The 26,012-nt window shown below is 72.7% G+C and carries 20 protein-coding genes; 11 read left to right on the top strand and 9 right to left on the bottom strand.

All coding sequences use genetic code 11. From position 1 onward, the window contains the following. Positions 1 to 873 precede the first annotated feature (873 nt). The 4 genes from AB0M93_RS22910 to AB0M93_RS22895 are packed head-to-tail and all read left to right on the top strand — an operon-like array spanning position 874 to position 6,637. Entirely contained in the window at positions 874 to 4,875 is a 4,002-nt protein-coding gene (locus tag AB0M93_RS22910; RefSeq protein ID WP_364276473.1) for a nitrate- and nitrite sensing domain-containing protein, read from the top strand. Beyond that, positions 4,872 to 5,324: a roadblock/LC7 domain-containing protein gene (locus AB0M93_RS22905; protein ID WP_004561253.1), complete on the top strand. Its 453-nt coding sequence runs from the start codon at positions 4,872 to 4,874 to the stop codon at positions 5,322 to 5,324. Before AB0M93_RS22910 ends, AB0M93_RS22905 begins: the two co-directional genes overlap by 4 nt. A 7-nt stretch (positions 5,325 to 5,331) precedes the next feature. Continuing rightward, entirely contained in the window at positions 5,332 to 6,045 is a 714-nt protein-coding gene (locus AB0M93_RS22900; protein ID WP_364276204.1) for a DUF742 domain-containing protein, read from the top strand. 28 nt (positions 6,046 to 6,073) lie between these two features. Continuing rightward, positions 6,074 to 6,637 (top strand): ATP/GTP-binding protein, encoded by a 564-nt coding sequence (locus AB0M93_RS22895; protein ID WP_004561255.1) that lies wholly within the window; start codon positions 6,074 to 6,076, stop codon positions 6,635 to 6,637. Between the two features lie 45 nt (positions 6,638 to 6,682). Here AB0M93_RS22895 and AB0M93_RS22890 read toward each other — a convergent pair whose 3' ends face one another. The 4 genes from AB0M93_RS22890 to AB0M93_RS22875 form a co-directional block, all read right to left on the bottom strand. After that, positions 6,683 to 7,243 carry a dihydrofolate reductase family protein gene (locus AB0M93_RS22890; RefSeq protein WP_364276203.1) on the bottom strand — a complete coding sequence of 187 codons (561 nt, stop codon included), beginning with the start codon at positions 7,241 to 7,243 and terminating at the stop codon, positions 6,683 to 6,685. A gap of 79 nt (positions 7,244 to 7,322) precedes the next feature. After that, entirely contained in the window at positions 7,323 to 7,973 is a 651-nt protein-coding gene (locus tag AB0M93_RS22885) for a DUF899 domain-containing protein (protein ID WP_364276202.1), read from the bottom strand. After that, entirely contained in the window at positions 7,970 to 8,410 is a 441-nt protein-coding gene (locus tag AB0M93_RS22880; protein WP_364276201.1) for an SRPBCC domain-containing protein, read from the bottom strand. The genes AB0M93_RS22885 and AB0M93_RS22880 overlap by 4 nt, the downstream gene beginning before the upstream one ends. After that, positions 8,403 to 8,729, bottom strand: a complete 327-nt coding sequence (locus AB0M93_RS22875) for a metalloregulator ArsR/SmtB family transcription factor (RefSeq protein WP_364276200.1) — start codon at positions 8,727 to 8,729, stop codon at positions 8,403 to 8,405. The genes AB0M93_RS22880 and AB0M93_RS22875 overlap by 8 nt, the downstream gene beginning before the upstream one ends. Before the next feature lie 138 nt (positions 8,730 to 8,867). On the opposite strand from AB0M93_RS22875, the gene icmF reads away from it, so the two are divergent. Next, a complete protein-coding gene (gene icmF / locus AB0M93_RS22870) occupies positions 8,868 to 12,101 on the top strand; it encodes a fused isobutyryl-CoA mutase/GTPase IcmF (RefSeq protein WP_364276199.1) in 3,234 nt (1,077 codons plus the stop codon). On the opposite strand, the gene AB0M93_RS22865 is transcribed toward icmF, so the two are convergent. Next, entirely contained in the window at positions 12,098 to 12,793 is a 696-nt protein-coding gene (locus AB0M93_RS22865; RefSeq protein WP_364276198.1) for a class I SAM-dependent methyltransferase, read from the bottom strand. The genes icmF and AB0M93_RS22865 overlap by 4 nt on opposite strands. Positions 12,794 to 12,870: 77 nt before the next feature. Here AB0M93_RS22865 and AB0M93_RS22860 point away from each other — a divergent pair, with 77 nt between their 5' ends. Next, positions 12,871 to 13,701 (top strand): LLM class F420-dependent oxidoreductase, encoded by an 831-nt coding sequence (locus AB0M93_RS22860; RefSeq protein WP_364276197.1) that lies wholly within the window; start codon positions 12,871 to 12,873, stop codon positions 13,699 to 13,701. 8 nt (positions 13,702 to 13,709) lie between these two features. Here AB0M93_RS22860 and kstR read toward each other — a convergent pair whose 3' ends face one another. Next, the gene (gene kstR / locus AB0M93_RS22855) at positions 13,710 to 14,336 is read right to left on the bottom strand and encodes a cholesterol catabolism transcriptional regulator KstR (protein WP_308670047.1); all 627 of its coding nucleotides are present in this window, start codon (positions 14,334 to 14,336) and stop codon (positions 13,710 to 13,712) included. Positions 14,337 to 14,476: 140 nt separating this feature from the next. Between kstR and AB0M93_RS22850 the strand changes: the two genes are divergently transcribed. From AB0M93_RS22850 to AB0M93_RS22840, 3 genes are all read left to right on the top strand, one after another. Further along, positions 14,477 to 16,531, top strand: coding sequence for an acyl-CoA dehydrogenase family protein (locus tag AB0M93_RS22850; protein WP_364276196.1), 2,055 nt, complete (start codon positions 14,477 to 14,479; stop codon positions 16,529 to 16,531). Positions 16,532 to 16,654: 123 nt separating this feature from the next. Beyond that, positions 16,655 to 19,690, top strand: coding sequence for a DEAD/DEAH box helicase (locus AB0M93_RS22845; protein WP_364276195.1), 3,036 nt, complete (start codon positions 16,655 to 16,657; stop codon positions 19,688 to 19,690). Then, entirely contained in the window at positions 19,690 to 20,850 is a 1,161-nt protein-coding gene (locus AB0M93_RS22840; protein WP_364276194.1) for an SWIM zinc finger family protein, read from the top strand. The genes AB0M93_RS22845 and AB0M93_RS22840 overlap by 1 nt, the downstream gene beginning before the upstream one ends. Before the next feature lie 5 nt (positions 20,851 to 20,855). On the opposite strand, the gene AB0M93_RS22835 is transcribed toward AB0M93_RS22840, so the two are convergent. Then, positions 20,856 to 22,091 carry an alpha/beta hydrolase gene (locus AB0M93_RS22835; RefSeq protein WP_364276193.1) on the bottom strand — a complete coding sequence of 412 codons (1,236 nt, stop codon included), beginning with the start codon at positions 22,089 to 22,091 and terminating at the stop codon, positions 20,856 to 20,858. A 65-nt stretch (positions 22,092 to 22,156) separates the two neighbouring features. Between AB0M93_RS22835 and AB0M93_RS22830 the strand changes: the two genes are divergently transcribed. Continuing rightward, positions 22,157 to 23,542 carry a wax ester/triacylglycerol synthase family O-acyltransferase gene (locus tag AB0M93_RS22830; protein ID WP_364276192.1) on the top strand — a complete coding sequence of 462 codons (1,386 nt, stop codon included), beginning with the start codon at positions 22,157 to 22,159 and terminating at the stop codon, positions 23,540 to 23,542. Here AB0M93_RS22830 and AB0M93_RS22825 read toward each other — a convergent pair. Next, entirely contained in the window at positions 23,526 to 24,023 is a 498-nt protein-coding gene (locus tag AB0M93_RS22825) for a nitroreductase family deazaflavin-dependent oxidoreductase (protein WP_364276191.1), read from the bottom strand. The genes AB0M93_RS22830 and AB0M93_RS22825 overlap by 17 nt on opposite strands. Continuing rightward, complete coding sequence (locus AB0M93_RS22820) at positions 24,023 to 24,871, bottom strand: alpha/beta fold hydrolase (protein ID WP_364276190.1); 849 nt, start codon at positions 24,869 to 24,871, stop codon at positions 24,023 to 24,025. The genes AB0M93_RS22825 and AB0M93_RS22820 overlap by 1 nt, the downstream gene beginning before the upstream one ends. Positions 24,872 to 24,960: 89 nt before the next feature. Between AB0M93_RS22820 and AB0M93_RS22815 the strand changes: the two genes are divergently transcribed. Continuing rightward, positions 24,961 to 26,010: an acyl-CoA dehydrogenase gene (locus tag AB0M93_RS22815; protein WP_364276189.1), complete on the top strand. Its 1,050-nt coding sequence runs from the start codon at positions 24,961 to 24,963 to the stop codon at positions 26,008 to 26,010. Positions 26,011 to 26,012: the final 2 nt, after the last annotated feature.

Genomic DNA, 26,012 nt, shown 5'->3' with positions numbered 1-26,012 from the left:
TCGGCCCGGAAGGGTATTCGTTTTCCTGTCGAACACGTCGAATGCGCGATCGGGGACAAGGGTGCCGGGGCAACCTCGGCAATCCGGAAAAGAATTGTGACGCCACGTTGTTGCACCGGCCAATCGCTGCGACGAATGGGTTAACCGGCGCAAACGCTTCGGCAAGTTGGTTACGGAATGTAGCGAATTCCGCGGCCGGGTCACGCCTGAAGGTGTTCCCGGACGCGGGCGCGGTGGTGAAGATCCACTGGTCAGCGCGGTGTTCTGTCAGAAATCACCAGGTCGTGGCACGTCGACGCGGAACGCCACAACATCGGGCACACCTTGAGACTTGACCCACCCGTTGGTGGTACAGAGTGTAGATCGTCCGAGGGACACTGCTACCCTGGATGGGCTAATCGGGTGACGACCGGATGCTCCTGGCCTCCGCGTCCGGTAACCGGAATTCCCTCTTCGGGGGCGGTGAGGTGGAATGGCGTGGCCCGAGTCCGGCCGGGAAAGCACTTTTCGCAGGTCAGCGCCCGAGTGGAGAAGAAAATTGACCGGCGGGGCATCGGGGGTACGATTCTTTGGCCCAGCTGACCGCAGCGATCGATTGGCACCGATAAAGTTGATCTCGATCACCGTGCACAACGCAAGTTGCGACGTGCACGTGCAGAGTCCCGGGCACGGGACGGCGGGACGGTGCCTGCCCGGCGACGGGCGCGCGGACGGCGGGGCTGCCGGGGACGAGCGAGGGCGCCGGGGAAGCGGCAGGGCAGGGGCGGCACGGCCGTCCGGCGGCCCGCCGCGAGCCGGGACGCCGCGCCGCCGACGCGGATCCATGACGCCGGACAGGGAGTCACTCACGTGACCGTTGCAGGAGAAGGCCAGGTGCCCGTCGGGGAACTGCTCGGCCGAGCACCCCGGCGGTCGAAGGGGAAGGCCGTGTGGCGCGCGCTCGTGCAGTGGCGCGACTGGAGCCTGCCCGTCAAGCTTTCGGCCGTCACGGTCGTGCCCATCGTCCTCGCACTGGTGCTGGGCAGCACGACGATCGCCGCACAGGTCGGCCGCTCGGGCGAGTACCAGCGGCTCGACCGGCTCGTCGCGCTCGGCGGTGGCGTGCGCACGCTCACCGGCGCGCTGCAGCAGGAGCGCACGGTCACCTCGGCCATGCTGACCGCGGGCACCGTCGGCGGCACCCCCGAGCTGGCGTCGGCGCGCAAGGCGACGGACGCCGCGATCGGCCCGTTCACCGCGGAGCAGGCCCGCGCCGCCGAAGCCGAGCCCGGCGTGGCCGGCGCCGCGGGCGCGGCCACGGCGCAGGTCGGCAACCTCGCCTTCCTCCGCCGCCAGGTCGACGGCGGCCAGCTCGACCCGGCCCAGGCCATCTCGGCGTACGCCGCCCTCACCGGCTCGCTCATCAGCCTGGACACCGCGGTCACCGCGGGCGCCGGCGACGGCACCCTCGGCGGCACCCCCGCCGGCCTGCACGAACTGCTGGTCGCCGGCGAACAGGTGTCGCTCAGCCAGGCCCTCGTCTCCTACGGCATCGGCCGCGCCTCGCTGTCGCCGAGCGAGCTGGCCACCCTGCGCGCCGCCGAGCTGCGGCTCGCCGACCGGCTGGTCGACTTCCGCTCCGCGGCGGGCGACACGCTGCAGCGCGACTTCGCGGCGATCGCGGAGGGCACGCAGGCGCAGAGCCGGGCCCGCATGGTCGAGACGGTGCTGAACGCCTCGCCCGGCGGCGTGGACGACGCCTTCCGCGCGCTCCCGGCCCAGGAGTGGACCGCCGCCTCGGCGGCGATGCGCACGCAGATCGGCCAGGTCGCCGACCGGCTGGGCACGTCGGCGTCGGCGACGGCGGCGGAGCTGGTCGACGAGTCCAGCAGCGGCGCCGGCCTGCTCGCGGTGCTGCTGTTCGCCGCGATGGTGCTGGCCGTCGCGGTCGTCTTCCTCATCACCCGCCAGCTGCTGCGCTCGCTGAAGGTGCTGCGCCGCAGCGCGCTCGACGTCGCCGAGACCGCGCTGCCGGAGGCGGTCCGCAACATCCAGGAGGGCCGCGCGCAGGGCACCGACGTCCGGCCGGTCCCGGTGCACACCGACGACGAGATCGGCGAGGTGGCGCGGGCCTTCGACAAGGTGCACCACCAGGCGCTGCGGCTGGCGACCGAGCAGGCCGCGATGCGCACCGGCTACGGCAGCGTCTTCGTGAACCTGTCGCGGCGCAGCCAGAGCCTGGTGCAGCGGCAGCTGCAGCTGATCGAGCAGCTCGAGCGGGACGAAGAGGACGCCGACCAGCTGGCGACGCTGTTCCAGCTCGACCACCTGGCCACCCGGATGCGGCGCAACAACGAGAACCTGATGGTGCTGTCCGGCGCCGAGCCGGGCCGCCGATCCGGGAAGCCGGTCGGCACCACCGACATGCTCCGCGCGGCGGTGTCGGAGATCGAGCAGTACCAGCGGGTCCAGGTGCAGCCGCCGCCCCCGGCCCGGATCGTCGGCTACGCCGCGAGCGACCTGATGCGCCTGGTCGCCGAGCTGCTGGACAACGCCGCGGCGTTCTCCGCGCCGGAGACCACGGTGACCGTGGCGTCCCGGCTGGGCGAGGACGGCTCGCTCCACATCGACATCCTGGACAAGGGCATCGGGATGAACGAGTGTGAGGTCATCGAGGCCAACACCCGGCTGACCGAGGCCGGGTCGGTCGACCTGGTGACCTCGCGCCGGATGGGCCTGTTCGTCGTCGGCCGGCTGGCCAGCCGGCACCGGATCGGGGTGTCGCTGCACGGCGGCAAGGACATCGTCGGCGTCCGCGCCACCGTCGTCGTCCCGGCGGAGCTGGTGATGCCGGTGACCGACGGCCCGGCGACCGGCCCGATCGGCGCGCTCCAGCAGCACCCGGCGAGCCCGGCGGCGGGCAACCAGCTGCCGCGCCGCCCGGTCAACGGCACCACCCGCCCGCGCCCGGTGGTGCCGCCGCAGCCGGCGATGGGGGAGGAACGCTGGCCGTCGGCGAGCGACCTCGCCGGGCTGTCCGGCGTGCGGCCGCCGTCGGACCTGGAGATCTCCGGCACGGCGCTGTTCGCCCCGATCCCGAAGGACGACGACGTCCCGCCGCAGCGCCCGGCCCTGCCGCCGGTGCCCGCGGTGCTGCCGCTGCCCCAGCAGCCGCCGCGCGCGGACGACCTGCCGGCGGGCAAGGACCTGTTCACGGCCAACGAGACGACGCTCAGCGACTGGTGGCAGGAGGCGACGGCGGGCTCGGAACCGCCCCCGCCGGCCCCGGCGCCGGACCGCTCGGAGACGACGCCGATTTTCGACGAGATGCTGTCGGCGTGGTTCCGCGAGGACAAGCCGCCCGCGGAGGAGGAACCGGCCGCGTCCGAGGAGACGCCCCCGGAGGAGCGCCGCAGCTGGGACTTCGCGAGCGACGAGAACTTCCGCACGGTCCAGGAGCGGACCAAGGCCGAGCCGACGGCGTTCACGGAGGCGGGTCTCCCGCGCCGCCGCCGCGGCGAGCAGCTGCTCCCGGGCAGCGTCATCCCGCCGGCCCCGCAGGCCCCCGAGCCGGCCCAGCCCCGCCCGGACCTCCCGGTCCGCGACCCGGCGGACGTCCGCGGCCGGTTGAGCAGCTTCCAGCAGGGCGTGACGAGGGGCCGCCGCCAGACGCGCCAGGCCCGCCAGGCCGCCGCCCAGCGCTCGAAGCCGGCGCAGAGCGGGCAGCCGGTGCAGGGCTTGGGGACGGCCCAGTCGGCGGCCGGTCCGGAACCCGCGCAGCAAGCCGCGCCGCAGGGGCCGGATTCGGCTCAGACGCCTTCGAGTACGCCGGCCGGGCAGCCCGCGGCGGCGCACGAGGCGCCGCAGGAGCCCATCGTCCAGCAGCCGGCGGAGGCATCCGAACCGCAGGCCGCGGAAGCCCCGCAGCGCGCGGAGCACAGCAACGGCCTGCCGCAGCGGAGTGGTCAGTCGGCTGCGGGGGTGCCGCAGCCGAATGGTCTCCCGCAGCGCGGAGAGCAGAACGATGGCCTGCCGCAGCGGGCCGGCCAGCCGCAGCCGAACGGTCTTCCGCAGCGTGGAGAGCAGAGCGACGGCCTGCCGCAGCGGGCCGGCCAGCCGGCTGCGGGGGTGCCGCAGCCGAACGGTCTCCCGCAGCGCGGAGAGCAGACCGATGGCCTGCCGCAGCGGAGCGCCCCACCGGCCGCGGCGCAGGACTCTGCGCCCGCCGGTTCACCGCCGGGCGGCTTCCCGCAGCCGGGAGCGCGCACCAACGGCCTGCCGCAGCGGAAGCTGCAGGGCGACATCTTCGCCGCCGGTCTGCAGCCGGACGAGCAGCCGGCCGGGGACCCGGCTGCGAGCCGGCAGCCGGATCAGGCCCTGCCGCAGCGGCCCACCCCCCAGTCCCCTGACCTGCCGCAGCCTGCCACGCCCCAAACCAACGGGCTGTCGCAGCCGAGCCGCCGCGACCCCGAACCACCCTCGGTCTTCCACGAGTCCGGGCAGCTGCCCATCCCGGGTGGCCGTCCCGTCGCCCCGCCCTCCGCCCTGCCCTCCCGGAAGCCGCCGGAGACGCCCGCTCCGCGGCAGGAAGAATCCGCGGTGGAGGCCACCGCCGAGTGGAACTTCGGGCCCGATGACGGCTGGCGGGCCGTGCAAGCGGTGTCCCAGTCGACGCCCGCCACATTCACTTCGGCAGGATTGCCCCGGCGCCGTCGCGGGGAGCAGCTGCTCCCGGGCAGCGCCGGACCGTCCACCGGGGCCACGGCCCCCCGACCACAACGGGACGCACACGACGTGCGCGGCCGCCTGCGGAGCTTCCAGCAGGGCATCGAGCGCGGACGCCACCGCACCGCACAGGCGGCCGAGACCAACCACGAGACATTGGAGGGTGAATGACCTCGCCGAGTAGCGCGCAGCCGACGCAGAACCAGTTCGGCTGGCTGGTGAACGACTTCGCGGAGCGGGTGCCGGGAGTGGCCCACGCCGTGGTCGTCTCGGCGGACGGCTTGCTGCTGACCGCGTCGAACCGGCTCCCGCTCGACCGGGCCGACCAGCTCGCCGCCGTCGCTTCGGGCCTGGTCAGCCTCACCCAGGGCGCCGCCCGCTGCTTCGAAGCCGGCGCGGTCAACGAGACCGTCGTCGAGATGGAGCTCGGGATCATGGTGCTGATGTCGATCAGCGACGGCTCCTGCCTGGCCGTGCTGGCCGCTCCCAACTGCGACATCGGCCAGGTCGCCTACGAGATGACGATGCTCGTCGACCGGGTCGGCCAGATCCTCACCCCGGAGTTGCGCGCTCAACTTCAGGGCTCCGGAGGGTCGCTGATCGGCGAACCGGTGGGATGATGGCGCGATGAGCACGGGGTCCGGATTCGACGGCGAACCACCCGCGGGGCGCAACCCCGCCGGGCGTGGGGACGACGGCACGTTCGCCGACGTCCTCAACGGGTTCACGCTGGATTCCGGCCGTGCCCGCCGGAAGCGCAAGAAGAGCAAGGAGTCCCCGCCCCCGGCCGCCGGTGCGCACGCGGCCGCGGAACCGCCGGCGCCCGCGCCGTCGGCCGACCCAGGAGATCGCGTGACCTCTTTAGTCTCTCCACCCGGCAGTACCGACGGGGACAGCCCCAGACCAGGCGGTTTGTTCGACCCGGGGCCGCCCAGCGGCGAGTTCGTGATGCCCGCGGTGTTCGAACAGCCGTCCGCGCCCGAGGAGCTGACGGCCATCGTCCGGCCCTACGCGCTGACCGGCGGCCGCACCAAGGCCAATTACGCCCTGGAGCTGGAGACACTGATCTCCGCGAAGGACTACGCTGCCACCGGTGGCTTCCCCGAAGTGGCCGCGGAGCAGATCGAGTGCATCTCGATCATGGAAGAGTGCCGGACCCCCCGTTCGGTCGCCGAGATCGTGTCGGCGCTGCGGGTGCCACTGGGCGTGGCCCGGGTGCTGATCAGCGACGCGGCCGACGCGGGGCTGGTCACGGTGCACAAGACGATTACGGGCAATGACGGCGCCGAGGCACATCTGGTGTTGATGGAAAGGGTTTTGAGTGGACTCCGTCGGCTTTAAGGCACCGCGGGACACCGCGCCCCCGACCATGACCTCCGCCAAGATCGTGGTGGCCGGCGGATTCGGCGCGGGGAAGACGACGTTCGTCGGATCGGTGTCGGAGATCGTGCCGCTGACCACCGAGGCGATGATGACCGACGCCAGCGTGGGGGTCGACAACCTCGACCACACGCCGGGCAAGTCGACGACCACGGTGGCGATGGACTTCGGCCGCGTGTCGCTGGACGCGGACTTGATCCTCTACCTGTTCGGCACGCCCGGGCAGCAGCGGTTCTGGTTCATGTGGGACGACCTGGTCCGCGGCGCCATCGGCGCGGTGGTGCTGGCCGACACCCGCCGGCTGGCCGACTCGTTCGCCCCGATCGACTTCTTCGAGGACCGCGGCCTGCCGTACATCGTCGGCATCAACACGTTCGACGGCGTGCTGGAGCACGACATCAACGACGTGCGCGAGGCGCTGTCGATCGACCCGAACATCCCGATCGTCCGCTGCGACGCCCGGGACCGGGAGTCGACGAAGCAGACGCTGATCACGCTGGTCGAGTACGCCATGCGCCAGTGGATCGCGCTCCGGGCGGCCAACGCGCGCTGACTGTGGTGGATCAAGGGCCCGGGACACGCCCGGGCCCGGCGCCGCTCACGCGCGGCGGAAGCGCAGCAGCACGACCTGGTCGTCGAAGATGCGCGACTGCGCCAGCGTGAGGCCGAGCCGCGCGGTGCCCTCGGCGAACGGCCGCTTGCCGCCACCGAGGACGACCGGGTGCACGAAGAGCAGGTACTCGTCGATCAGCCCGCGCGCGGTGAGCTCGGCGGCCAGCTCCGCGCCGCCCATGAGCAGCAGGTCGGCACCGGGCTCGGCCTTCAGGGCCGCTACGGTCCCGGTCAGGTCGCCGCCGACGACCCGGGTGTTCCAGTCCGCCTTCTCCAGCGTCCGCGAGAACACGACCTTCGGCGTCTCCCGCCAGACGGGCGCGAACGCGACGTCGTGCGGATCGTCCGAGAGCGTCTCGGCGTGCGGCCAGAACCCGGCCATCATGTCCCAGACCCGCCGCCCGTAGCCGAACTCCCCGCAGCGCGCGCTCAGCGTCTGCGAGTAGGCGGACAGCTCCGGGCCCATGACCGGCCAGTCGAACTCGCCGTCCGGCCCCTCGACGCAGCCGTCGAGCGACGTGTGGACCATGTAGACGATCTCGCGCATTTCCGTCTCCTCCGGTTCGGGGCTTCCGGGAGGAGGTCGGAGCCGCGCCCGGCGACCGGACACGGCCCGACGCGGATTCTCAGTACTCGTCGTGGCGGCGCCACCACGAGCTGGGTGCGTCGTCGCCGCGGCTCTCCTCTTCCCAGGCCTCCTGGCGCCCCAGCGGTGTGATGTCGAGGTACCGGTGGGACGACATGAACGTCTCCCCGCCGCGGCCGGAGGTGAAGTACGTCCGGTAGACGTCGTCGCCGTCGCGCAGGAACACGCTGACGCCGAATCCGTGGCCGACGCCGCAGTCCTCGGTGAAGTCGCTGCCGTGCGCGGATGCCCACGGCACGTCCCAGCCCATGCGGGTCCGGTACCGCTCGATTTCGGGGAGCGTCGCGGGCGAGACGAGCGTGAGCGTGACGTCGCGGGCGTGCAAGTGCGCCAGGTGCGGCATGTTGTCCACGAGCAGGGAGCAGCCGGGGCAGCCCGCTTCGTCACCCGGGTGCAGCATGAAGTGGTAGACGATCAGCTGGCGGCGGCCGTCGAACAGGTCGAGCAGGCTCTTCGGCCCGTCGGCGGTCTCGAACCGGTACGTCGCGTCGAAGCGGACCATCGGCAGCCGGCGGCGTTCGGCGGCGAGGTGGTCGGCCGCCTTCATCAGTTCCTTCTCCTTGGCCAGCAGCGCTTCGCGCGCGGCCTGCCACTGCTCGGGCGAGACGATCTGGGGCAGGGTCGCGGTCATCGGGCGTCCTTTTCTCGGATGAAGCCGGTCAGGTCCTCGAAACTGGACGTCCAGCCCTCGTCGTGGCCGTCGCGGTCGGCGACGGTCGGGAAGCCGGTCTGGACGAAGGTCATCTCGGTCTTGCCGTCGAGGTCGGCCAAGCCGATCGTCACCAGGGTCTCGTCGCGCAGGTCGCCTTCGGTGTCCCAGGCGAAGGTGAACACCAGCCGCTCGGGCGCGGCGATCTCGCGGTAGACGCCGTGCATCCAGTGCTCGTCGCCCTCGGGGGAGCGGATGCACGCCCGCCAGGCGCCGCCGGGCCGGGTGGCGAGGGTGACGGCGGCGCCGGTGTAGCCGCGCGGCCCCAGCCAGCTCGCCAGCTGGTCCGGGTCGGTCCACGCGGCGAAGACGAGCTCGCGCGGGGCGTCGAACACGCGCGTGATGGTGAGGTCAGGCATCGCCGGTCAGCCTCCTCAGGTGATCTTCGAGCCGGTCGAACCCGTCGTCCCAGAACCGGCGGTAGTTCGCCACCCAGCCGGCCACGTCCTCCAGCGGCTTCGCCTCCAGCCGGCAGGGCCGCCACTGGCGGGTGCGGCCGCGGGTGATCAGCCCGGCCTCTTCCAGCACCTTCAGGTGCCGCGACACCGCGGGCAGGCTCATCGGGAACGGCTCGGCGAGCTCGTTCACCGTCGCTTCGCCGGCCGACAGGCGCGCGAGGATGGCGCGCCGGGTCGGGTCGGCGAGGGCCGAGAACGTCCGGCTCAACGTGTCCGTCATTTCACCACCTCGTTAATTAACGTACCTGTTAAATATAGGCCCGAACTGGCCGTTGTCAAGGTTCTCCGCGGTTGCCGTGAGAGCTGCGTCACCAGCCGTCGGGTTTCCAACAGTAGGAAGTCAAAGTATTTTGGAGGGATGACCAGCGAGCTGTACCGCCCCGTGCACCCCGTCCGGTTCGTCACCGCGTCGAGCCTCTTCGACGGGCACGACGCGTCGATCAACATCATGCGGCGGATCCTGCAGTCGCAGGGCGCGGAGGTCGTGCACCTGGGCCACAACCGGTCGGTCGACGAGGTCGCCACCGCGGCCATCGCCGAAGACGTCCAGGGTGTCGCCATCTCGGCTTACCAGGGCGGGCACGTCGAGTACTTCTCCTACCTGGTCGAGCTGCTCCGCGAACGCGGCGCCGGGCACATCAAGGTCTTCGGCGGCGGGGGCGGGGTGATCGTGCGCGAGGAGATCGAGCTGCTGCACTCGCGCGGCGTCACCCGCATCTTCTCGCCCGAGGACGGCTACGAGATGGGCCTACCGGGCATGATCAACTTCATGATCAAGGCCTGCGACACCGATCTCGCGGCCGAGGCCCCCGCGCTGGACAAGGTGCTCTCCGGGGACGTCGCCGCGCTCTCGCGGGTCATCACCCAGCTGCAGGCCGGCAAGCTGGCCGGCGACCTGCTCGACGGTCTCGCCGAGGCCGCGGGCAAGCGGGAAGTACCGGTGCTCGGCATCACCGGCACGGGTGGTTCGGGCAAGTCGTCGCTCACCGACGAGCTGATCCGCCGCTTCCGCCTCGACCAGGAGGACAAGCTGCGGATCGCGGTGCTCGCCGTCGACCCGTCCCGGCGCAAGGGTGGCGGCGCGCTGCTCGGCGACCGCATCCGGATGAACTGCCTGGACGGCTCCCCGGTGTACTTCCGGTCGCTGGCCACGCGCACGACGTCGGGGGAGATCCCGGCCGGGCTGCGCGAGTCGATCCTGGCCTGCAAGGCCGCCGGGTACGACCTGGTGATCGTCGAGACGCCGGGCATCGGCCAGGGCGACGCCGGCATCGTCGACTTCGTGGACGAGTCGCTGTACGTGATGACGCCGGAGTTCGGCGCCGCGTCACAGCTGGAGAAGATCGACATGCTCGACTTCGCCGACGTCGTGGCCATCAACAAGTTCGAGCGCCGCGGCGCCGAGGACGCCCGCCGGGACGTCGCCCGCCAGCTGGTCCGCAACCGCGAAGCGTTCTCGTCGGCGCCGGAGGACATGCCGGTGTACGGCACGAGCGCGGCGAAGTTCAACGACGACGGCGTCACCGCGCTGTACCAGCACCTGCGCGGCATGCTCGCCGAGCGGGGCCTCGGCGTCTCCGCGGGCACGCTGCCGCAGGTCGAGGGCAAGGTCTCGACCGACGCGTCGACGATCATCCCGGGCAACCGGGCCCGGTACCTGGCCGAGATCTCCGAGACCGTGCGCGGGTACCACGCGAAGACCGAGCAGCAGGTCGCGTCGATCCGCAAGCGCGACGCCCTGGCTGTCGCGCGCGAAGAACTGGCCAAAGCGGACGCGTCGACCGACGCGCTGGACGGGCTGCTCGCCGCGGCCGAGTCCGATGTGGACGGTGAGACGACGCAGCTGCTGGAGCGGTTCCGGGCGCTGGCGGCGGAGTACCGCAAGGACGAGCTCGTCGTGAAGATCCGCGACAAGGAGCTGCACACGCAGCTGTGGCGCGACACGCTGTCCGGCAACCGGATCCCGCGCGTCGCCCTGCCGCGCTACACCGAGTCCGGTGAGCTGCTGTCGTTCCTGCGTCGCGAGAACCTGCCGGGCTACTTCCCGTACACCGCGGGCGTTTTCCCGTTCAAGCGCGAGGGGGAGGACCCGGCGCGGATGTTCGCCGGCGAGGGCGACGCGTTCCGCACCAACCGCCGTTTCAAGCTGCTGTCGGCCGACTCCGAGGCGAAGCGGCTTTCGACGGCCTTCGACTCGGTGACCCTCTACGGCCACGACCCCGACACGCGCCCCGACATCTACGGCAAGGTCGGCACGTCGGGCGTGTCGATCGCGACGCTCGACGACATGAAGGCGCTCTACGACGGCTTCGACCTGACCGCGCCGAACACGTCGGTGTCGATGACGATCAACGGCCCGGCGCCGACGATCCTCGCCTTCTTCCTCAACACGGCGATCGACCAGAAGCTGACGGCGTTCCGCGAGGAGCACGGCCGCGAGCCGTCCGACGCCGAGGCCGCCGAACTGCGCGAGTGGGTGCTGCGCAACGTCCGCGGCACGGTGCAGGCCGACATCCTCAAGGAGGACCAGGGCCAGAACACCTGCATCTTCTCCACCGAGTTCAGCCTCCGGATGATGGCCGACATCCAGGAGTGGTTCATCGAGCACGGCGTCCGCAACTTCTACTCGGTGTCGATTTCCGGCTACCACATCGCCGAAGCCGGCGCGAACCCGATCTCCCAGCTGGCGTTCACGCTGTCGAACGGCTTCACCTACGTCGAGTCGTACCTCGCGCGCGGCATGGACATCGACGACTTCGCGCCGAACCTGTCGTTCTTCTTCTCCAACGGCATGGACGCGGAGTACTCGGTGCTCGGCCGGGTGGCGCGGCGGATCTGGGCGGTGGCGATGCGCGAGCGCTACGGCGCGAACGAGCGGTCGCAGAAGCTCAAGTACCACGTGCAGACCTCCGGCCGGTCGCTGCACGCGCAGGAGATGAGCTTCAACGACATCCGCACCACGCTGCAGGCGCTGTGTGCGCTGTACGACAACGCGAACTCCTTGCACACCAACGCGTTCGACGAGGCGATCACGACGCCGTCGGAGTCGTCGGTGCGCCGCGCGATGGCCATCCAGATGATCATCAACAAGGAGTGGGGCCTGTCGAAGAACGAGAACCCGCTGCAGGGCTCGTTCATCATCGACGAGCTGACCGACCTGGTCGAGGAGGCCGTGCTGGCCGAGTTCGACCGGATTTCCGAGCGCGGCGGCGTCCTCGGCGCGATGGAGACCGGCTACCAGCGCGGCAAGATCCAGGACGAGTCGATCCTGTACGAGCGCAAGAAGCACGACGGCTCGCTGCCGATCATCGGCGTCAACACCTTCCGCAACCCGCACGAGGGCGAATCCGACGTCGAGGTCGAGCTCGCGCGGGCCACGGAGGACGAGAAGAAGTCCCAGCTGGACCGGCTCGCGGACTTCCAGCACCGCCACCACGAGGAAGCCCAGCAGGCCCTGAAGGCCCTGCGCGAAGCGGCCACCCGCGGCGGCAACCTGTTCGGGGTGCTGGTGGATGCCGCGCGGGTGTGCTCGCTGGGTCAGATCACGGAGGCGTTCTTCGAGGTCGGCGGCCAGTACCGGCGCAACGTCTAGCGGCGGACCGCCGTCAGGTACCAGACCGGGACCAGGACGCGGCCGTCGGTGTCCGTGGCCAGGCCGGCCAGCTCGGCGGACTCCTCGCCGAGCACCGCGCGGAGGCTCTGCCGCAGCTCTTCCGGCGTCATCGACGTCGTGTAGAGCGTCGGCTCGAGCTTCTCGATCGTCCAGTCCCGGCCGACCGTCTCCCGCAGGTCGGCCTCGCTGATCAGGTACGGCGCCGGGAAGCCGTCCGGCACCTGCGGGGAGAAGGCGAACAGGTGCAGCCGCGCGCCCGGCCGCGTCGCGCGGGTCAGTGCCGCCAGGTATTCGCGGCGCTGGTCCTCGCTCAGGCAGTGGTAGAGCGCGCTGTCGAGGACCGTGTCGAAGCGGCCTTCGCAGCCCTCGAGCTTGGTCGCGTCGGCGACGGCGAACTCGATGTCGAGGCCCTTCTCCGCGGCCCGGGCGCGGGCCTGCTCGACCGCCGACGGCGCGCCGTCCAGGCCGGTGACCTGCAGGCCGCGGGAGGCGAGGAACGCCGAGTTGTCCCCGAGGCCGCAGCCGATGTCGAGCACGGCGCCGGTGAACGCGTCCGCGTCGGCCAGCGCGACGACCGCCGGCTGCGGCGCGCCCAGGTCCCACGGCATCTTCCGGCCCATCGGCGTGTCGCCCCGGTAGAGCTCCTCGAAGTCGACGTCCTGAACGTCCATGACCACCCCATTATTCAACGTATGATGAGATCACTCCATCCTGCACCTCCTGTCGACCGGGTGGTAGTCCTGGAACCATGAAATTCGGGATTTCGACGTTCGTGACCGACGAGGGCATCCGGCCGGACGTGCTGGGTGCCGCCCTCGAGGAACGCGGGTTCGACTCGCTGTTCCTCGCCGAGCACTCGCACATCCCGGTCAGCCGGGAAACGCCGTACCCGGGCGGGGGCGAGCTGCCGCGCGTCTACTACCGCACGCTCGACCCGTTCGTGGCGCTCACCGCCGCGGCCACCGCGACGTCCGAACTGCTGCTCGGCACCGGGATCGCATTGCTGATCCAGCGCGACCTGATCCACACCGCCAAGGAGGTCGCGTCACTGGACCTGATCTCCGACGGCCGCGCGCTGTTCGGCGTCGGCGTCGGCTGGAACCGCGAGGAGATGCGCAACCACGGCACCGACCCGAAGACGCGCGGCGCGCTGATGGACGAGCAGCTGGCCGCGCTCAAGGAGATCTGGACCAAGGACGAGGCCGAGTTCCACGGGGAGCACATCGACCTCGACCCGCTCTTCAGCTGGCCGAAGCCGGTGCAGAAGCCGCACGTCCCGATCTACATCGGTGGCGAGAGCGAAGCGGCCCTGAACCGCCTCGCGAAGTACGGCGACGGCTGGCTGCTCCGGGGCTACACGAAGTACCAGGAGGCCCAGCGCGTCCGCGGCTGGCTGGCCGAGCAGGGGCGCGAGGACGTCCAGTTCGCCGTCTTCGGCGGCCCGACGACGCCGAAGGTGATCGACGGCTTCCGCGAGGCCGGCGTCGAGCGGTACACGTTCCTGCTGGACACGCTGCCGGAAGCGGAGACGCTCAAGGCGCTCGACGAACTGGCGAAGGTGGCCGCCGCCCACCGCTGAGGCGGCGGCTACTTGTCCAGCAGCAGGTGCACCGACAGTTCGAGGCGGTTCGCGACGTCGGCGGCCGAGGCGCGGCGGGTCACCCACGCCACCAGGTTCGCCATCCAGACGTCCGCGACGACGTGGAAGATGTCGCGGTCCGCCTCGGCCGGCTCGGCGATGCCCATCGCCTTGGCGAACATGTTCTCCATCAGCCGCCCGACCTGCTCGACCTCGGCGGCGGCAGAGGTGTCGGCGAACATGAACGCGCGCACCATGGCCTCGGTGAGGTGCGGGTCGCGCTGCATCAGGCGCGTGTTGCGGCCGAGCACGAACATGAGCCGCTCGGCGGGCGTGTCGCCGGGGATGGCCTGGCGCTCCAGCTTCTCCTGCGCGCGCTCGAACTCGCGGGCCAGCCCGGAGACGAGCAGGTGGATCTTCGAGGGGAAGTACCGGTACAGGGTGCCGAGGGCGACGTCGGCCTTCTCGGCGACGGCGCGCATCTGCACCGCGTCGTAGCCGCCCTTCGAGGCCAGCGCGAGGGTGGCGTCGATGATCCGGCGGCGCCGGTCGCGCTGGGCGGCCGACCCGAGCTCGTCCGCCCCGATCGCACTCAGGCCGTTGCCGCGGGCCTTGGTCTTGCCTGGCATCGGCATTCCCCCGTCCTTGGGAACTTGTTCCAGTTCACGACGTAGATTACCTGTCCTGGCGAACCTCGCGACAGCTGACCCACTGGCCGAAAAACTGTAACACGTTCTACACTCGCGAGTAGTGTCACGTACCGCGAGGAGGCCCGATGCCGGTCGCGCTCACCGACGAACAGGCCGCGCTGGCCGAGGCGATCCACGCCTGGTCCGCGGCGCACCACCCGCGAGAGGCGGTGCGCGCGGCGGAAACCGGGGCCGGCGCGGCAATTCCGGCCGGCTTCGCCGAGCTCGGCCTCTTCGGCGTCGCGGTGCCCGCGGCGGCCGGCGGGGCCGACGGCAGCGTCGCCGATCTCGCCGCCGGGCTCGCCGCGGCGGCGGAAGAACTCGTTCCCGGGCCGGTGCTGGGAACCGCGCTCGCCGGGCTGCTGCTGGCCGGGGTCCCCGAAGCGAAGGAGCTGCTCTCGGCCGTCGCCGAGGGGGAGGCCACGGTCGCGGTCCTGCTGGACGTCCTGTCCCTCGAGGACGGCGTCAGCGGGCCCGTTCCCGGCGCGGATGCCGGGACGTGGCTGCTGGTGCCGGTCGACGGCGGCCACGCGCTGCTCGCGCCCGGCACGCCCGGGGTGGGCGTCGAGCCGCTGGCCGCGTTCGACTTCTCGCGCCCGCTGGCCCGCATCCGGTTCTCGGGTGTCCGTGCCGAGGTGCTCTCGCTGCCGCCGGTCCGGCCGCTCGCCGCGATCCTGGCCGCGGCCGAGGCGGCGGGCGTGGCGCGGCGGTGCCTGCGCATCGCCGTCGAGTACGCCAAGGTCCGCGAGCAGTTCGGCCGGCCGATCGGGGCGTTCCAGGCGGTCAAGCACCTGTGCGCCGAGATGCTCTGCCGCGCCGAAGCCGCCGAAGCGCTGGCCTGGGACGCGGCTTCCGGGCAGCACCCGCTGTCGGTGGCGAGCGCGGCCGTCGTCGCCCTCGACGCGGCGATCGCCAACGCCAAGGACTGCGTCCAGGTGCTCGGCGGGATCGGGTTCACCTGGGAGCACGACGCGCACCTGTACCTGCGCCGGGCCGTGGCCCTGCGGCAGTGGCTCGGCGGGTCGTGGCGGCGGCAGGCGGCTTCGCTGGCGCTCTCCGGGACCGAGCGGACGCTGGGTGTCGACGTCGGTGACGACCCTTCGCTGCGGGAAGAGGTGGCGCGGATCGCGGCCCTGCCTGCCGCCTCGCAGCGCGTCGCGCTGGCCGACGCCGGGTTGCTGACGCCGCACTGGCCCGCGCCGTACGGCCGGGGTGCCGATGCCGCGGAGCAGCTGCGGATCGACGCGGCCTTGAGCGCGGCGGGAGTTCGCCGCCCGGACCTGGTGATCGGCGCGTGGGCGGTGCCGACGATCCTCGAGCACGGCAGCGACGAACAGCGGGCGCGGTTCGCCCGGCCCACCCTGCGGGGCGAGCTCACGTGGTGCCAGCTGTTCAGCGAGCCCGGCGCGGGGTCGGACCTGGCCGCGCTGCGCACGGCGGCCCGCCGCGTCGACGGCGGCTGGCTGCTGTCCGGGCAGAAGGTGTGGACGTCGCTCGCCCGCGAAGCCGACTGGGGCATCTGCCTGGCCCGCACCGACCCGGACGTGCCGAAGCACAAGGGCATCACGTACTTCCTGGTCGACATGCGCGCCCCGGGCATCACGACGCGGCCGCTGCGGGAGATCACCGGGGAAGCGGTGTTCAACGAGGTGTTCCTGGACGAGGTGTTCGTCCCGGACGCCGACGTCGTCGGCACCCCGGGCGGCGGCTGGCGGCTGGCGCGCACGACACTGGCCAACGAGCGGGTGGCCATCGGCAGCGGCTCGGCGGTCGGCGAGAGCGTCCAGTCCCTGATGTCCACAGTGGACCCCTCGGTGCTGGACGATGCCGCGTTGGACCGCCTCGGTTCCCTGGTGGCGGACGGGGTCGCGGGATCCGTGCTGGACCTGCGGGCGGCCCTGCGCCGGCTGGAGGGGCAGGACCCGGGAGCGGAGTCGAGCGTCCGCAAGCTGCTCGGCGTTTCCCACCGCCAGGACGTGGCCGAGTTCGCCCTGGAGCTGGCCGGCTCGGGCGCATTGCCGGCGGACGGCCAGGCACAGCACGAGTTCCTGCTGACCCGCTGCCTCTCGATCGCCGGCGGCACGACCCAGGTCCTGCGGTCCCTCACCGCGGAACGCCTCCTGGGCCTGCCCCGCGCCTGATGCCCCTCGGATCACGCGTGATGCCCCTCGGCGCACGGGTGGGTTGCGTCAGGCAACGGTGCGAAAGGACCGTTCGCGCCGCCGAGGGCAAAACTGTCGGTGCCGTGTTCTAGCGTTGCGGTCGTGGAGTTCAGCGCAGACACCCAGGCCACCTACCTCCCCGCGGATCCCCCGCGGGACGGGGTGCTGGCCCTGTGGGGCGATGACGTGGCCGGCGGGACCACGATCGAGCTCGTGCTGCCCCGCGGAGCCAAGTTCGCGCGGACGAAGGTCGACGCCGAGCTGGTGCCGCTGGAGCGGGCGCTGCCCCGGCTCCTGTCGGTGGGGGCGGAGGCGAGCCCGGCGGTCGCGGCGTGGTCGGCCGCGGTCAACGCGGGGGTGAACCTCGTCGCGCGGGGGCGGCTGCGGCCCGCCGTCTCACCGGCCGGCGCGGCGGCCTGGCGCATCGGCCCGCTCGACGCCGCCGACGAGGAACTGCTGCGCGGGCTGGCCGGCGCGCTGCCACCGGAGGCGTACGCGCTGCCGCTGACGGGGCTGAAACGCATCCGCCTGCACTCGCCGGACTCCCTGGTCCGCGCGCTCTGGGACGCGACGGCCGACCTGCTGGTCCGCAGCCCGGCCGCGCCCGTCGGCGTCGGCGACCCCGCGTTCGCGGCCCGCGAACCGGCGCTGCTGGGCCCGGACGGCGCTGCGTGGCTCGCGGAGCTGGAGGCCCGCGAACCGCGCGGGGTGCAGGTGCTCCTGCGGGTCGAGGGGCTGGACGACGACTCGTTCGCCGGGGTGCTGGCGGTGCGCAGCATGGCGGAGCCGAGCCTGGTGGTGGAGGCGGCCACGCTGTGGGACGCGCCGGACGCGGTGCTGAACCGCCTCGGCGACCAGGTCGAGACGCAGCTGCTGCTGGGCCTGCGCCGCGGCGCGCGGGCCTGGGCGCCGCTGGGCCGGGTGCTGGCCGAGCCGGCGCCGGCGTCGCTGGAGCTGTCCGACGACGAGGTCGTCGACCTCCTCACCGACGGCGCCCGCGAGCTGGGCGGCGCGGGGATCGAGGTGCTGTGGTCGAAGGGCCTGTTCGCGGGCGAGGTGAAGGCGAAGGCGAGCGCGACCCAGGCGCCGGCGAGCGTCGCGGGGCCGGAGTTCGCCTTGCGTTCGCTGCTGGAGTTCCGCTGGCAGCTCAGCCTCGGTGGCGAGCAGCTGACGGAGGCGGAGGTGGCGGCACTCGCCGAGGCGAAGCGGCCGCTGGTCCGCCTGCGCGGTCAATGGGTGCGCGTGGACCCGCAGCTGCTCGCCCGGGTCCGCGGCCGCACCCGCAAGCTCGACGCGGGCGAGGCCCTGGCCGCGGCGTTGACGGGCGAGCTGGAACTGGACGGCGAGCAAATCGAGTTCGCGGCGCCCCCGGCCCTGGACGGCCTGGTGTCGCGCATCCGCGACCGGGCGGCGGGCTCGGTGGCGCAGCCGCCGGGGTTGCAGGCGACGCTGCGGCCGTACCAGCAGGCGGGGCTGGCTTGGCTGGCCACGATGACGGGGCTAGGGCTGGGTGCCTGCCTGGCCGACGACATGGGGCTGGGGAAGACGATCCAGCTGATCGCCCTGCACTTGCATCGGCGGGAGCTGGCGAGGTCGGGCCAGCCGGACCGTGCGCTGGTTGGCGGGGCCATGCCGGAGGGCGGGGCGCTGCCGCAGGTTGGCGCGGTGCCTGGCGAGGCCATTCCACCATTGGGTGGGGAGCTGCCGCAGGTTGGCGTGCTGCCCGGCGAGGCTGGAGAACCGGAGGGTGAGGAGCTGCCGCGGGGTGGCGCGGTGCTTGGCGAGGCCATGCCGCCAGCGGCCGGTGTGCTGCCGCAGGCGGACGTGCCCGGCGAGGCCATCGGCCCAGCCGCCGGGTCGAGCGGCGAAGCCGGCGCTGCTCCCTACGGTGGGCCGACCCTCGTCCTCTGTCCCACCTCCCTCCTCGGCAACTGGGAGCGCGAGTTCGCCCGCTTCGCCCCGGACATCCCCGTCCGCCGGTTCCACGGCGGCGGCCGCCACCTCGACGACCTCGCCCCCGACGAGGTCGTCCTCGCCACCTACGGCGTCCTCCGGCGCGACCGCGAAACCCTGTCCGAAGTGGACTGGGGACTGGTCGCCGCCGATGAGGCGCAACACGTCAAGAACCCGCTGTCGGCCACCGCCAAGGAACTGCGCAAGATCCCCGCCCAGGCCAAGGTGGCCCTCACCGGCACGCCCGTCGAGAACCGGCTCACCGAACTGTGGTCCATTGTGGACTGGACCACCCCCGGCCTGCTCGGGCCGCTCGACCGCTTCCGGCGCACCGTCGCGCGGCCCATCGAACGCGACCGGGACAAGGCCGTCACCGAACGGCTGGCCGCCACCGTCCGGCCGTTCCTGCTGCGGCGGCGCAAGAGCGACCCCGACATCGCCCCCGAACTGCCGCCCAAGACCGAGACCGACCGGTTCGTCCCGCTCACCGCCGAGCAGACCACCTTGTACGAGGCCGTCGTGCGGGAGAACCTCGCCGAAATCCGCGAGACGCAGGGCATCAAGCGACGTGGCCAGGTTCTGCAGCTGCTCACCGAGCTCAAGCAGATCTGCAACCACCCCGCCCAGTTCCTCAAGGAGCCGCACGGCACGCTCACCGGGCGCTCCGGGAAGCTCGCCGCGTTCGAAGAACTGCTGGACGTCATCCTCGACGAGGGCGAGAGTGTGCTCGTCTTCAGCCAGTACGTCCAGCTCTGCCGGCTGCTCGAGCGGCGCCTCACCGAACGCGGCCTGCCCACCGAACTGCTCTCCGGCGAAAGCTCGGCGGCGAAGCGGCAGGACATGGTCGACCGGTTCCAGGCCGGCGAAATCCCGGTGTTCCTGCTGTCGCTCAAGGCGGGCGGCGTCGGGCTCAACCTGACGCGGGCCACCCACGTGATCCACTACGACCGCTGGTGGAACCCGGCGGTGGAGGACCAGGCCACCGACCGCGCCTACCGCATCGGGCAGGACCGGCCGGTCCAGGTGCACCGGCTGATCGCCGAGGGCACCCTCGAGGAGCGGATCGCCCAGGTCCTCGAAAAGAAGCGCGGGCTCGCCGAGTCGATCGTCGGCGCGGGGGAGGACTGGATCACCGAACTGTCCGACGACGAGCTCGCCGACCTCGTCCGGCTCGGGAGCGGGTGATGCCACCCCGGCGGAACTTCGGCACCACCTGGTGGGGCCGCGCCTGGGTCGACGCCCTGGAGCAGCGCGCGAAACTGGACCCGAACCGGCTGCCGCGCGGGCGGACGTACGCGCGGAAGGGCACGGTCAGCGAGCTCGACGTCGGCGCCGGGGTGGTGACCGCCCGCGTCCGCGGCAGCCGGCCGGAGCCGTACAAGGTGAAGATCACCATGCGCACCTTCACCGACGGCGAGTGGGACACGCTGCTCGACGTGGTCGGCACCCAGCTCGGGCACGCGGCCGCCCTGCTCGACGGCGAGCTGCCCGGCGCGCTGGCCGAGCAGGCCCGCGAGGCGGGCGCCGACCTGCTGCCGGGCCCGGGCGACCTGCGGCCGCGGTGCTCGTGCCCGGACTCGGCGAACCCGTGCAAGCACGTCGCCGCGGTGTACTACCTGGTCGCCGACGAGGTGGACCGCGACCCGTTCACGCTCTTCCTGCTGCGCGGACGCCCGCGGGCGGACGTGCTGGCCGAGCTGCGCGCCCGCCGCTCACCGGCCCGCGGCGAGAAACCCAAGCTGCCGAAGCGCGTGGACGAGGGCCTGACCCCGCGAGCCGCCTACGCGCGACGACCCGGCGCGATCCCAGACCTGCCACCACCACCGCGGATCCCCGGCCCGCCGGCGGTCCTGGACCTGGACCCACCCCCGGCCACAGGCTGGACGGCGGCGGCCCTGTCCACTCTCGCCGCGGACGCGGCCGCCCTGGCCCGCGACCTCCTGACCAGCGGCGCAACGGCGGCCGAGCTGACGTTCGAGGAGGACCTGGCCCGCCGCGCGGCGGGCCGCACGGCCCCGGAGCTCACGGCCCTGGCCACGGCGGCGCACGTGCCACCTCGCGACCTGGCCCGCTGGGCGGAGGCGTGGCGCGAAGCAGGCCGCGGCGGCTTGGCGGCCCTGCGGGAGAGCTGGCAGCCAGGGCCGGGCCCGTTGGCCGAAGCCGAGGCAATCCTGGCGGACGCGGGTCTGCCCGGGAAGCCGAAGGTGTGGCGAAACCGCCTCACCCAAGGAGAACTCCAGCTGCGCTACGGCCGCGACGCACGCTGGTACCGCTTCGTCCGCGGAGGGACGGAGTGGCGTCTGGACGGACCGCCCTCGGCCAGCCCGCTCGACCTCGTGTACTGACCGGACTACCGGTGCTCGGCTTTCCAGGCGTTGTACGTGTAGTCCAGGAACCGCGCCACCCCGCGCACCACGTGCGCGGACCGCACCGACGTGAACACGTCGAACGCGTGCTGCGCCCCCGCCAGTTCCGCGTACGCCACCGGCTGTCGCGACTTCTCGCGCAGCCGCTGGACGAACTCGCGTGCCTCCCGCACCGGGACCAGCGAATCGTCCCGGCCGTGGATCACGAAGAACGGCGGGGCGTCCGAGGTGATCCGGTCCAGCGGGGATGCCGCGATGTAGTCGTCCAGGTGCGACACCGGGTCGCGGTCCGGGGCGAACACGCGCCGGGCGATCAGGCTCTCCAGCCGGTACTTGCTCGCCGGGGCGCCGGACGTCGCCGCGAAGTCGTACACGCCGTAGTGCGGTGCGCATGCCTGGATGCTCGTGTCCGCGTCCTCGAAGCCCGGCTGCAGTGCCGGGTCGTTCTGGGACAACGCCAGCAGCGCCGACAGGTGGCCGCCCGCCGAGCCGCCCGTCACCGCGACGAACCGGGGGTCGCCGCCGTACGAAGCGATCGACGAGCGGATCCACGCCAGTGCCTGCTTCGCCGCGATGATGTGGGCCGGCCAGCGGTGGGCCGGGGCCAGCGGGTAGTTGATCGCCACGCACACCCAGCCGCGGCGGGCCAGGTAGCGCATCAGGGGCCGGCCCTGCTCCTCCTTGTTGCCGATCACCCACGCGCCGCCGTGGACCTGCAGCAGCACCGGGGCACCCGAAACCGGGGTGTGGGGGCGGTAGACGTCCAGCAGGAACCGCTTGCCGCCCGGGGCGTAGGCGATGTTGCGGTCGACCCGCACGTCCGGGGCGCCCATCCGGAACGGCAGCGCCAGCTCGCCCCACGGCAGGCCCAGGTCCGAGCGGCCCAGCTCGGCCGCGTAGTCCTCGCCCAGCGCCGACGTCAGCGCCTTCTCGATCTCCTCGCGGGCGCCGTGCCCGGTGCGGACCAGCGTGGCCAGCCCGGCCGCGGACGCCGCCGCCATCGCCAGGCCGGCCTTGGTCGACCGGTCGCCGACGCCGTGGCGGGCCACGTGGACCAGGGAATCCGCCGCCGTCAGCGCGAGGAACTGGGGCGCCAGCTCGCCGGTCAGCCAGCCGGCGAAGAACACCGGGATCGTCGTGGAGCGAGCCCGCAGCGGGCGGAGCGCGTTGGCGGTGAGACCGAGCTGGACCGCGCGACGGATCAGGAAATTCGGCTGCACCAGCGCGATGATACCGGCGAGTAGGGTGACGCGCCGCTCACCGGAAGTGGCTTACCCTGATCGGTATGCAGCGACTGAGCGGCCTCGACGCGAGCTTCCTCTACCTCGAGACGCCGTCCCAGGTTCTGCACGTCTGCGGGCTGCTCGTCCTCGACGGCTCGACCGTCCCCGGCGGCTACTCGTTCGCGAAGCTGCACGAAATGCTCGACGCGCGCGTCCGCGAGATCCCGGCGTTCCGCCGCAAACTGCACAACCCGCTCTGGAACCTCAGCCACCCGGTGTGGATCGAGGACGAGGACTTCGACCTCGACCACCACGTGCACCGCATCGGCGTGCCCGCCCCGGGCGACCGCACCGAGCTGGCCGACCTCTGCGCGCACATCGCCGGCCAGCAGCTCGACCGCGCGCACCCGCTGTGGCAGCTCTACGTCATCGAGGGCCTGGCCGACGGCCAGTTCGCCGTCCTGCTCAAGATGCACCACGCGAGCGTCGACGGCGTCAGCGGCGCCGGCCTGATCACCCACCTGGCCGGGCTGGAGCCGGACGGCCCGATGCCGGTGATCGACGAGCGCCGCAACGCCGGGACGCCGTCGCCGCTGGACCTGCTGCGCTCCGGCGTCGAGAGCGTCGCGCGCCGCCCCGCCGAGGTCGCGCGGCTGCTGCCGGACCTGCTGGGGCTGGTGCCGCGGTGGCTCGGCCGGGCGTTGCGGGGCCAGGGGATGCCGGTCCCGTTCACCGCGCCGAGGACATCGCTGAACGGCACGATCACCGGGCACCGCAGCGTCGCGTTCGCCCAGCTCGACCTCGCCGAGGTCAAGGACGTCAAGAACGCCTTCGGGGTCACGGTGAACGACGTCGTGCTCGCGCTCGTCGCCGGCGCACTGCGGGAGTTCCTCGCCGCGCGCGGCGAGCTGCCGGCGGAGCCGCTGGTGGCGACCGTCCCGGTCTCGGTGCACGACCGCACCGAACGGGAGCACGGCAGCAACAAGGTTTCGGCGTTCTTCGCCTCCCTGCCGACGCACCTGGCCGACCCGGCCGCGCGGGTGTTCTTCCTCGCCGAGGCCAACCGGCGGTCGAAGGACCACCACCACGACATCGACGCCGACATGCTGCAGGACTGGGCGCAGTTCTCGGCCGCGACGGCGTTCGGGCTCGCCGTGCGCGCGTATTCGGCGCTGCGGCTGGCCGAGAAGCACCCGGTGGTGCACAACCTGGTCGTCTCGAACGTGCCCGGGCCGCCGATGCCGCTGTACTTCCTCGGCGCGCGGATCACCGGCTTCTACCCGCTCGGCCCGGTCTTCCACGGCGCCGGGCTGAACGTCACGGTGCTGTCCAACGCGGGCAAGGTGCACGTCGGCCTGCTCGGCGCGCGCGAGCTGGTCAAGGACCTGTGGCCGCTCGCCGACGCGCTGCCGGACGCGCTCGCCGAGCTGCTCAAGGCCGCGGGCTGAGCACCACGACCGGGATCTCCCGCTCGGTCCAGGCCTGGTACTTCGCGAAGTCCGCGTACAGCTCGACCAGCCGCGGCCACAGGTCGGCGCGTTCGGGCCGGCCGGCGACCCGCGCTCGCACGGGGACACCGCGGCGGCCCTTGAGGTGGATGCGGCTTTCGGGGTGCGCCAGCAGGTTGTGGTACCACTGCGGGTGCTTCGGCAGGCCGCCCTGGGACGCGACGATGACGACGTCCTCGCCGTCGCGCAGGTACAGCAGCGGCGTGGTGAACAGCCGGCCCGACCTGCGGCCGCGGTGCTCCAGCAGCAGCGTCGGCACCGGCTTGCGGAACCCGGCGCCGATCCGCCAGGTGCTGCCGATCCGGCCGCCGGTCAGCCGGAAGACCGCCACCTGCGCCTTCGCCGCGTACTTGATGACCTTGGTCGTGACGGGCGAGTCCAGGCCGCCGGGGGCCTGCTCGGGCAAGCTGAAGCGTCCCATCAGAACTTCCTTCCGCGGAGCGAGTGGACGGCGGCGAGCAGGGCGGGCACCCACCGGCCGGCGGCGAGGACGCAGGCGGCGTGCCCGGCCGCGACCTCGTAGGTCGCCGCGCCCGGGATCCGGCGGGCGAGGGAGCGCTGGTGGGCCGGGGCGATGAAGCGGTCTTTGGTGGTCACGACGACGGCCGCCGGCAGGCGCAGCGTGGGCAGCCACGCCGTCGAATCGAACCGGCCGATCTCGTCGACGGCGACCGCGATCTCCCACGGTTTGGTCGACCGGAACTCCCGCAGGCCCCACCGGTGATCCTCGAACCGGCGCAGCGGGGCCGCGGGCGCGACCGGCAGCCGCACGTGCTCGCGCAGCCGCAGCAGCGCCCGGCCGAAGAGGTCGAGCGCGACGCGCTGCCGCAGCCCCCGGCCGAAGCTGCTCGCGGTCGAGCACAGCACCAATCCGGTAACGCGTTCTGGTTCGGCGCGGGCGGCGAGCTGGGCGACCAGGCCGCCCATCGAGTACCCGCCGAGGGCGAACCGTCCGATCTCCAGCGCGTCGGCGACCGCGGTGACGTCCGCCGCGCAGTCGGCGAGCCGGAACTCCGGTGAGCGGATGCCCCGGCCGTGCCACCGCTGGTCGAACACGACGACGCGGTGCTGCCTTGCCAGCTGCGCCAGCGCCGGGTACCAGGTCAGCAGGCCGGTGCAGGCCACGGAGTGCAGCAGGATGAGCGCGGGCGCGTCCCGCGGGCCGACGTCGGTGACCACCGTGCGGCCGCGGCCGGGCAGCTCGAGCGGGACCGGGTCGGGCACGCCGGCGGTCGGCGGCACAGTGACCAGGCGCCGGGGGACCGCCATGCCGGGTCCTCCTCCGGGGGTTGCCGTGCCGGTGCTTTCCGGTTAAGACTAGAACATGTTTCAGTATTGCGTCGATCCGGAGGGCGGGCGTGGACTTCACCCTTGACGAAGCGCAGACCGAGATCGCCGCGCTCGCCGCGAAGGTGCTCGGGTCGGACGACGACCCGTGGCGGGCCCTGGCGGCGTCCGGTCTGCTCGCGCTCGCGCTGCCGCCGGACCTGGAGGGCGACGGCCTCGGCGTCGCGGAGGTCGCCCAGGTCCTCACCGAAACCGGCCGGGCCGCCGCGCCGGTCCCCGCCTACGCCGCACTGGCGCTGGGTGTCCTGCCCGTCGAGACGCTCGGCACGCCCGCGCAGCGCGCGGCCCTCCTGCCGCCGGTCGCGGCCGGGGAAGCCCTGCTGACCGCGGCCCTGCACGAGCCTTCCGCGCCACTGGTCGCCGAGCCCGCGACCACCGCACGCGCCGGCGGCGGCCGCTGGATCCTCGACGGCGTCAAGACCGCGGTCCCGTACGCCGCGGAGGCGCACCGGATCCTCACCCCGGTGTCCACCCCGCACGGCACCGCCGTCTACCTGGTCGATCCGCACGCCGACGGCGTCACGCTCGTTCCCGGGCGCAACTCCGCCGGGACCCCCGAAAGCACCGTGCGCCTGGACGCCGTGGCCGTCGAGGAAACCGACCTGCTGGCCGACGGGGACGCCGTCGCCGTCCTGCGCCGGTTCGCGCTGGCCGGGGCGCTCGCGCTCGGCGACGGCCTGCTCGCCGGCGCGCTCGCGCTGACCGTCAAGCACGTCGGCGACCGCACGCAGTTCGGTCGTCCGCTTGCGGCTTTCCAAGCGGTGGCGGGGCAGATCGCCGACGTCTACGTGGCCGCGCGGACCGTGCACCTCGCCGTGGCGTCCGCGGTGTGGCGGCTGGCTTCCGGGCTCGACGCGGACGCCGAACTCGACATCGCCGCCTACTGGTTCGCCTCGCAGGCCCCGGAAGCGCTGGCGACCTGCCACCACCTGCACGGCGGCGTCGGCGTCGACGAAACCTACCCGCTGCACCGGTATTCCTCGGCGGTCAAGGATCTCGGCCGGGCGCTCGGGGGCGCCGCGCACCGGCTCGGCAGGCTCGGCGAACGAGTGGCGGGGTGAGG

Origin of the sequence: Amycolatopsis sp. NPDC051102, assembly GCF_040682815.1 — a bacterium.
Lineage (GTDB): Bacteria > Actinomycetota > Actinomycetes > Mycobacteriales > Pseudonocardiaceae > Amycolatopsis.
This window is presented reverse-complemented; position numbering and strand designations above follow the sequence as displayed.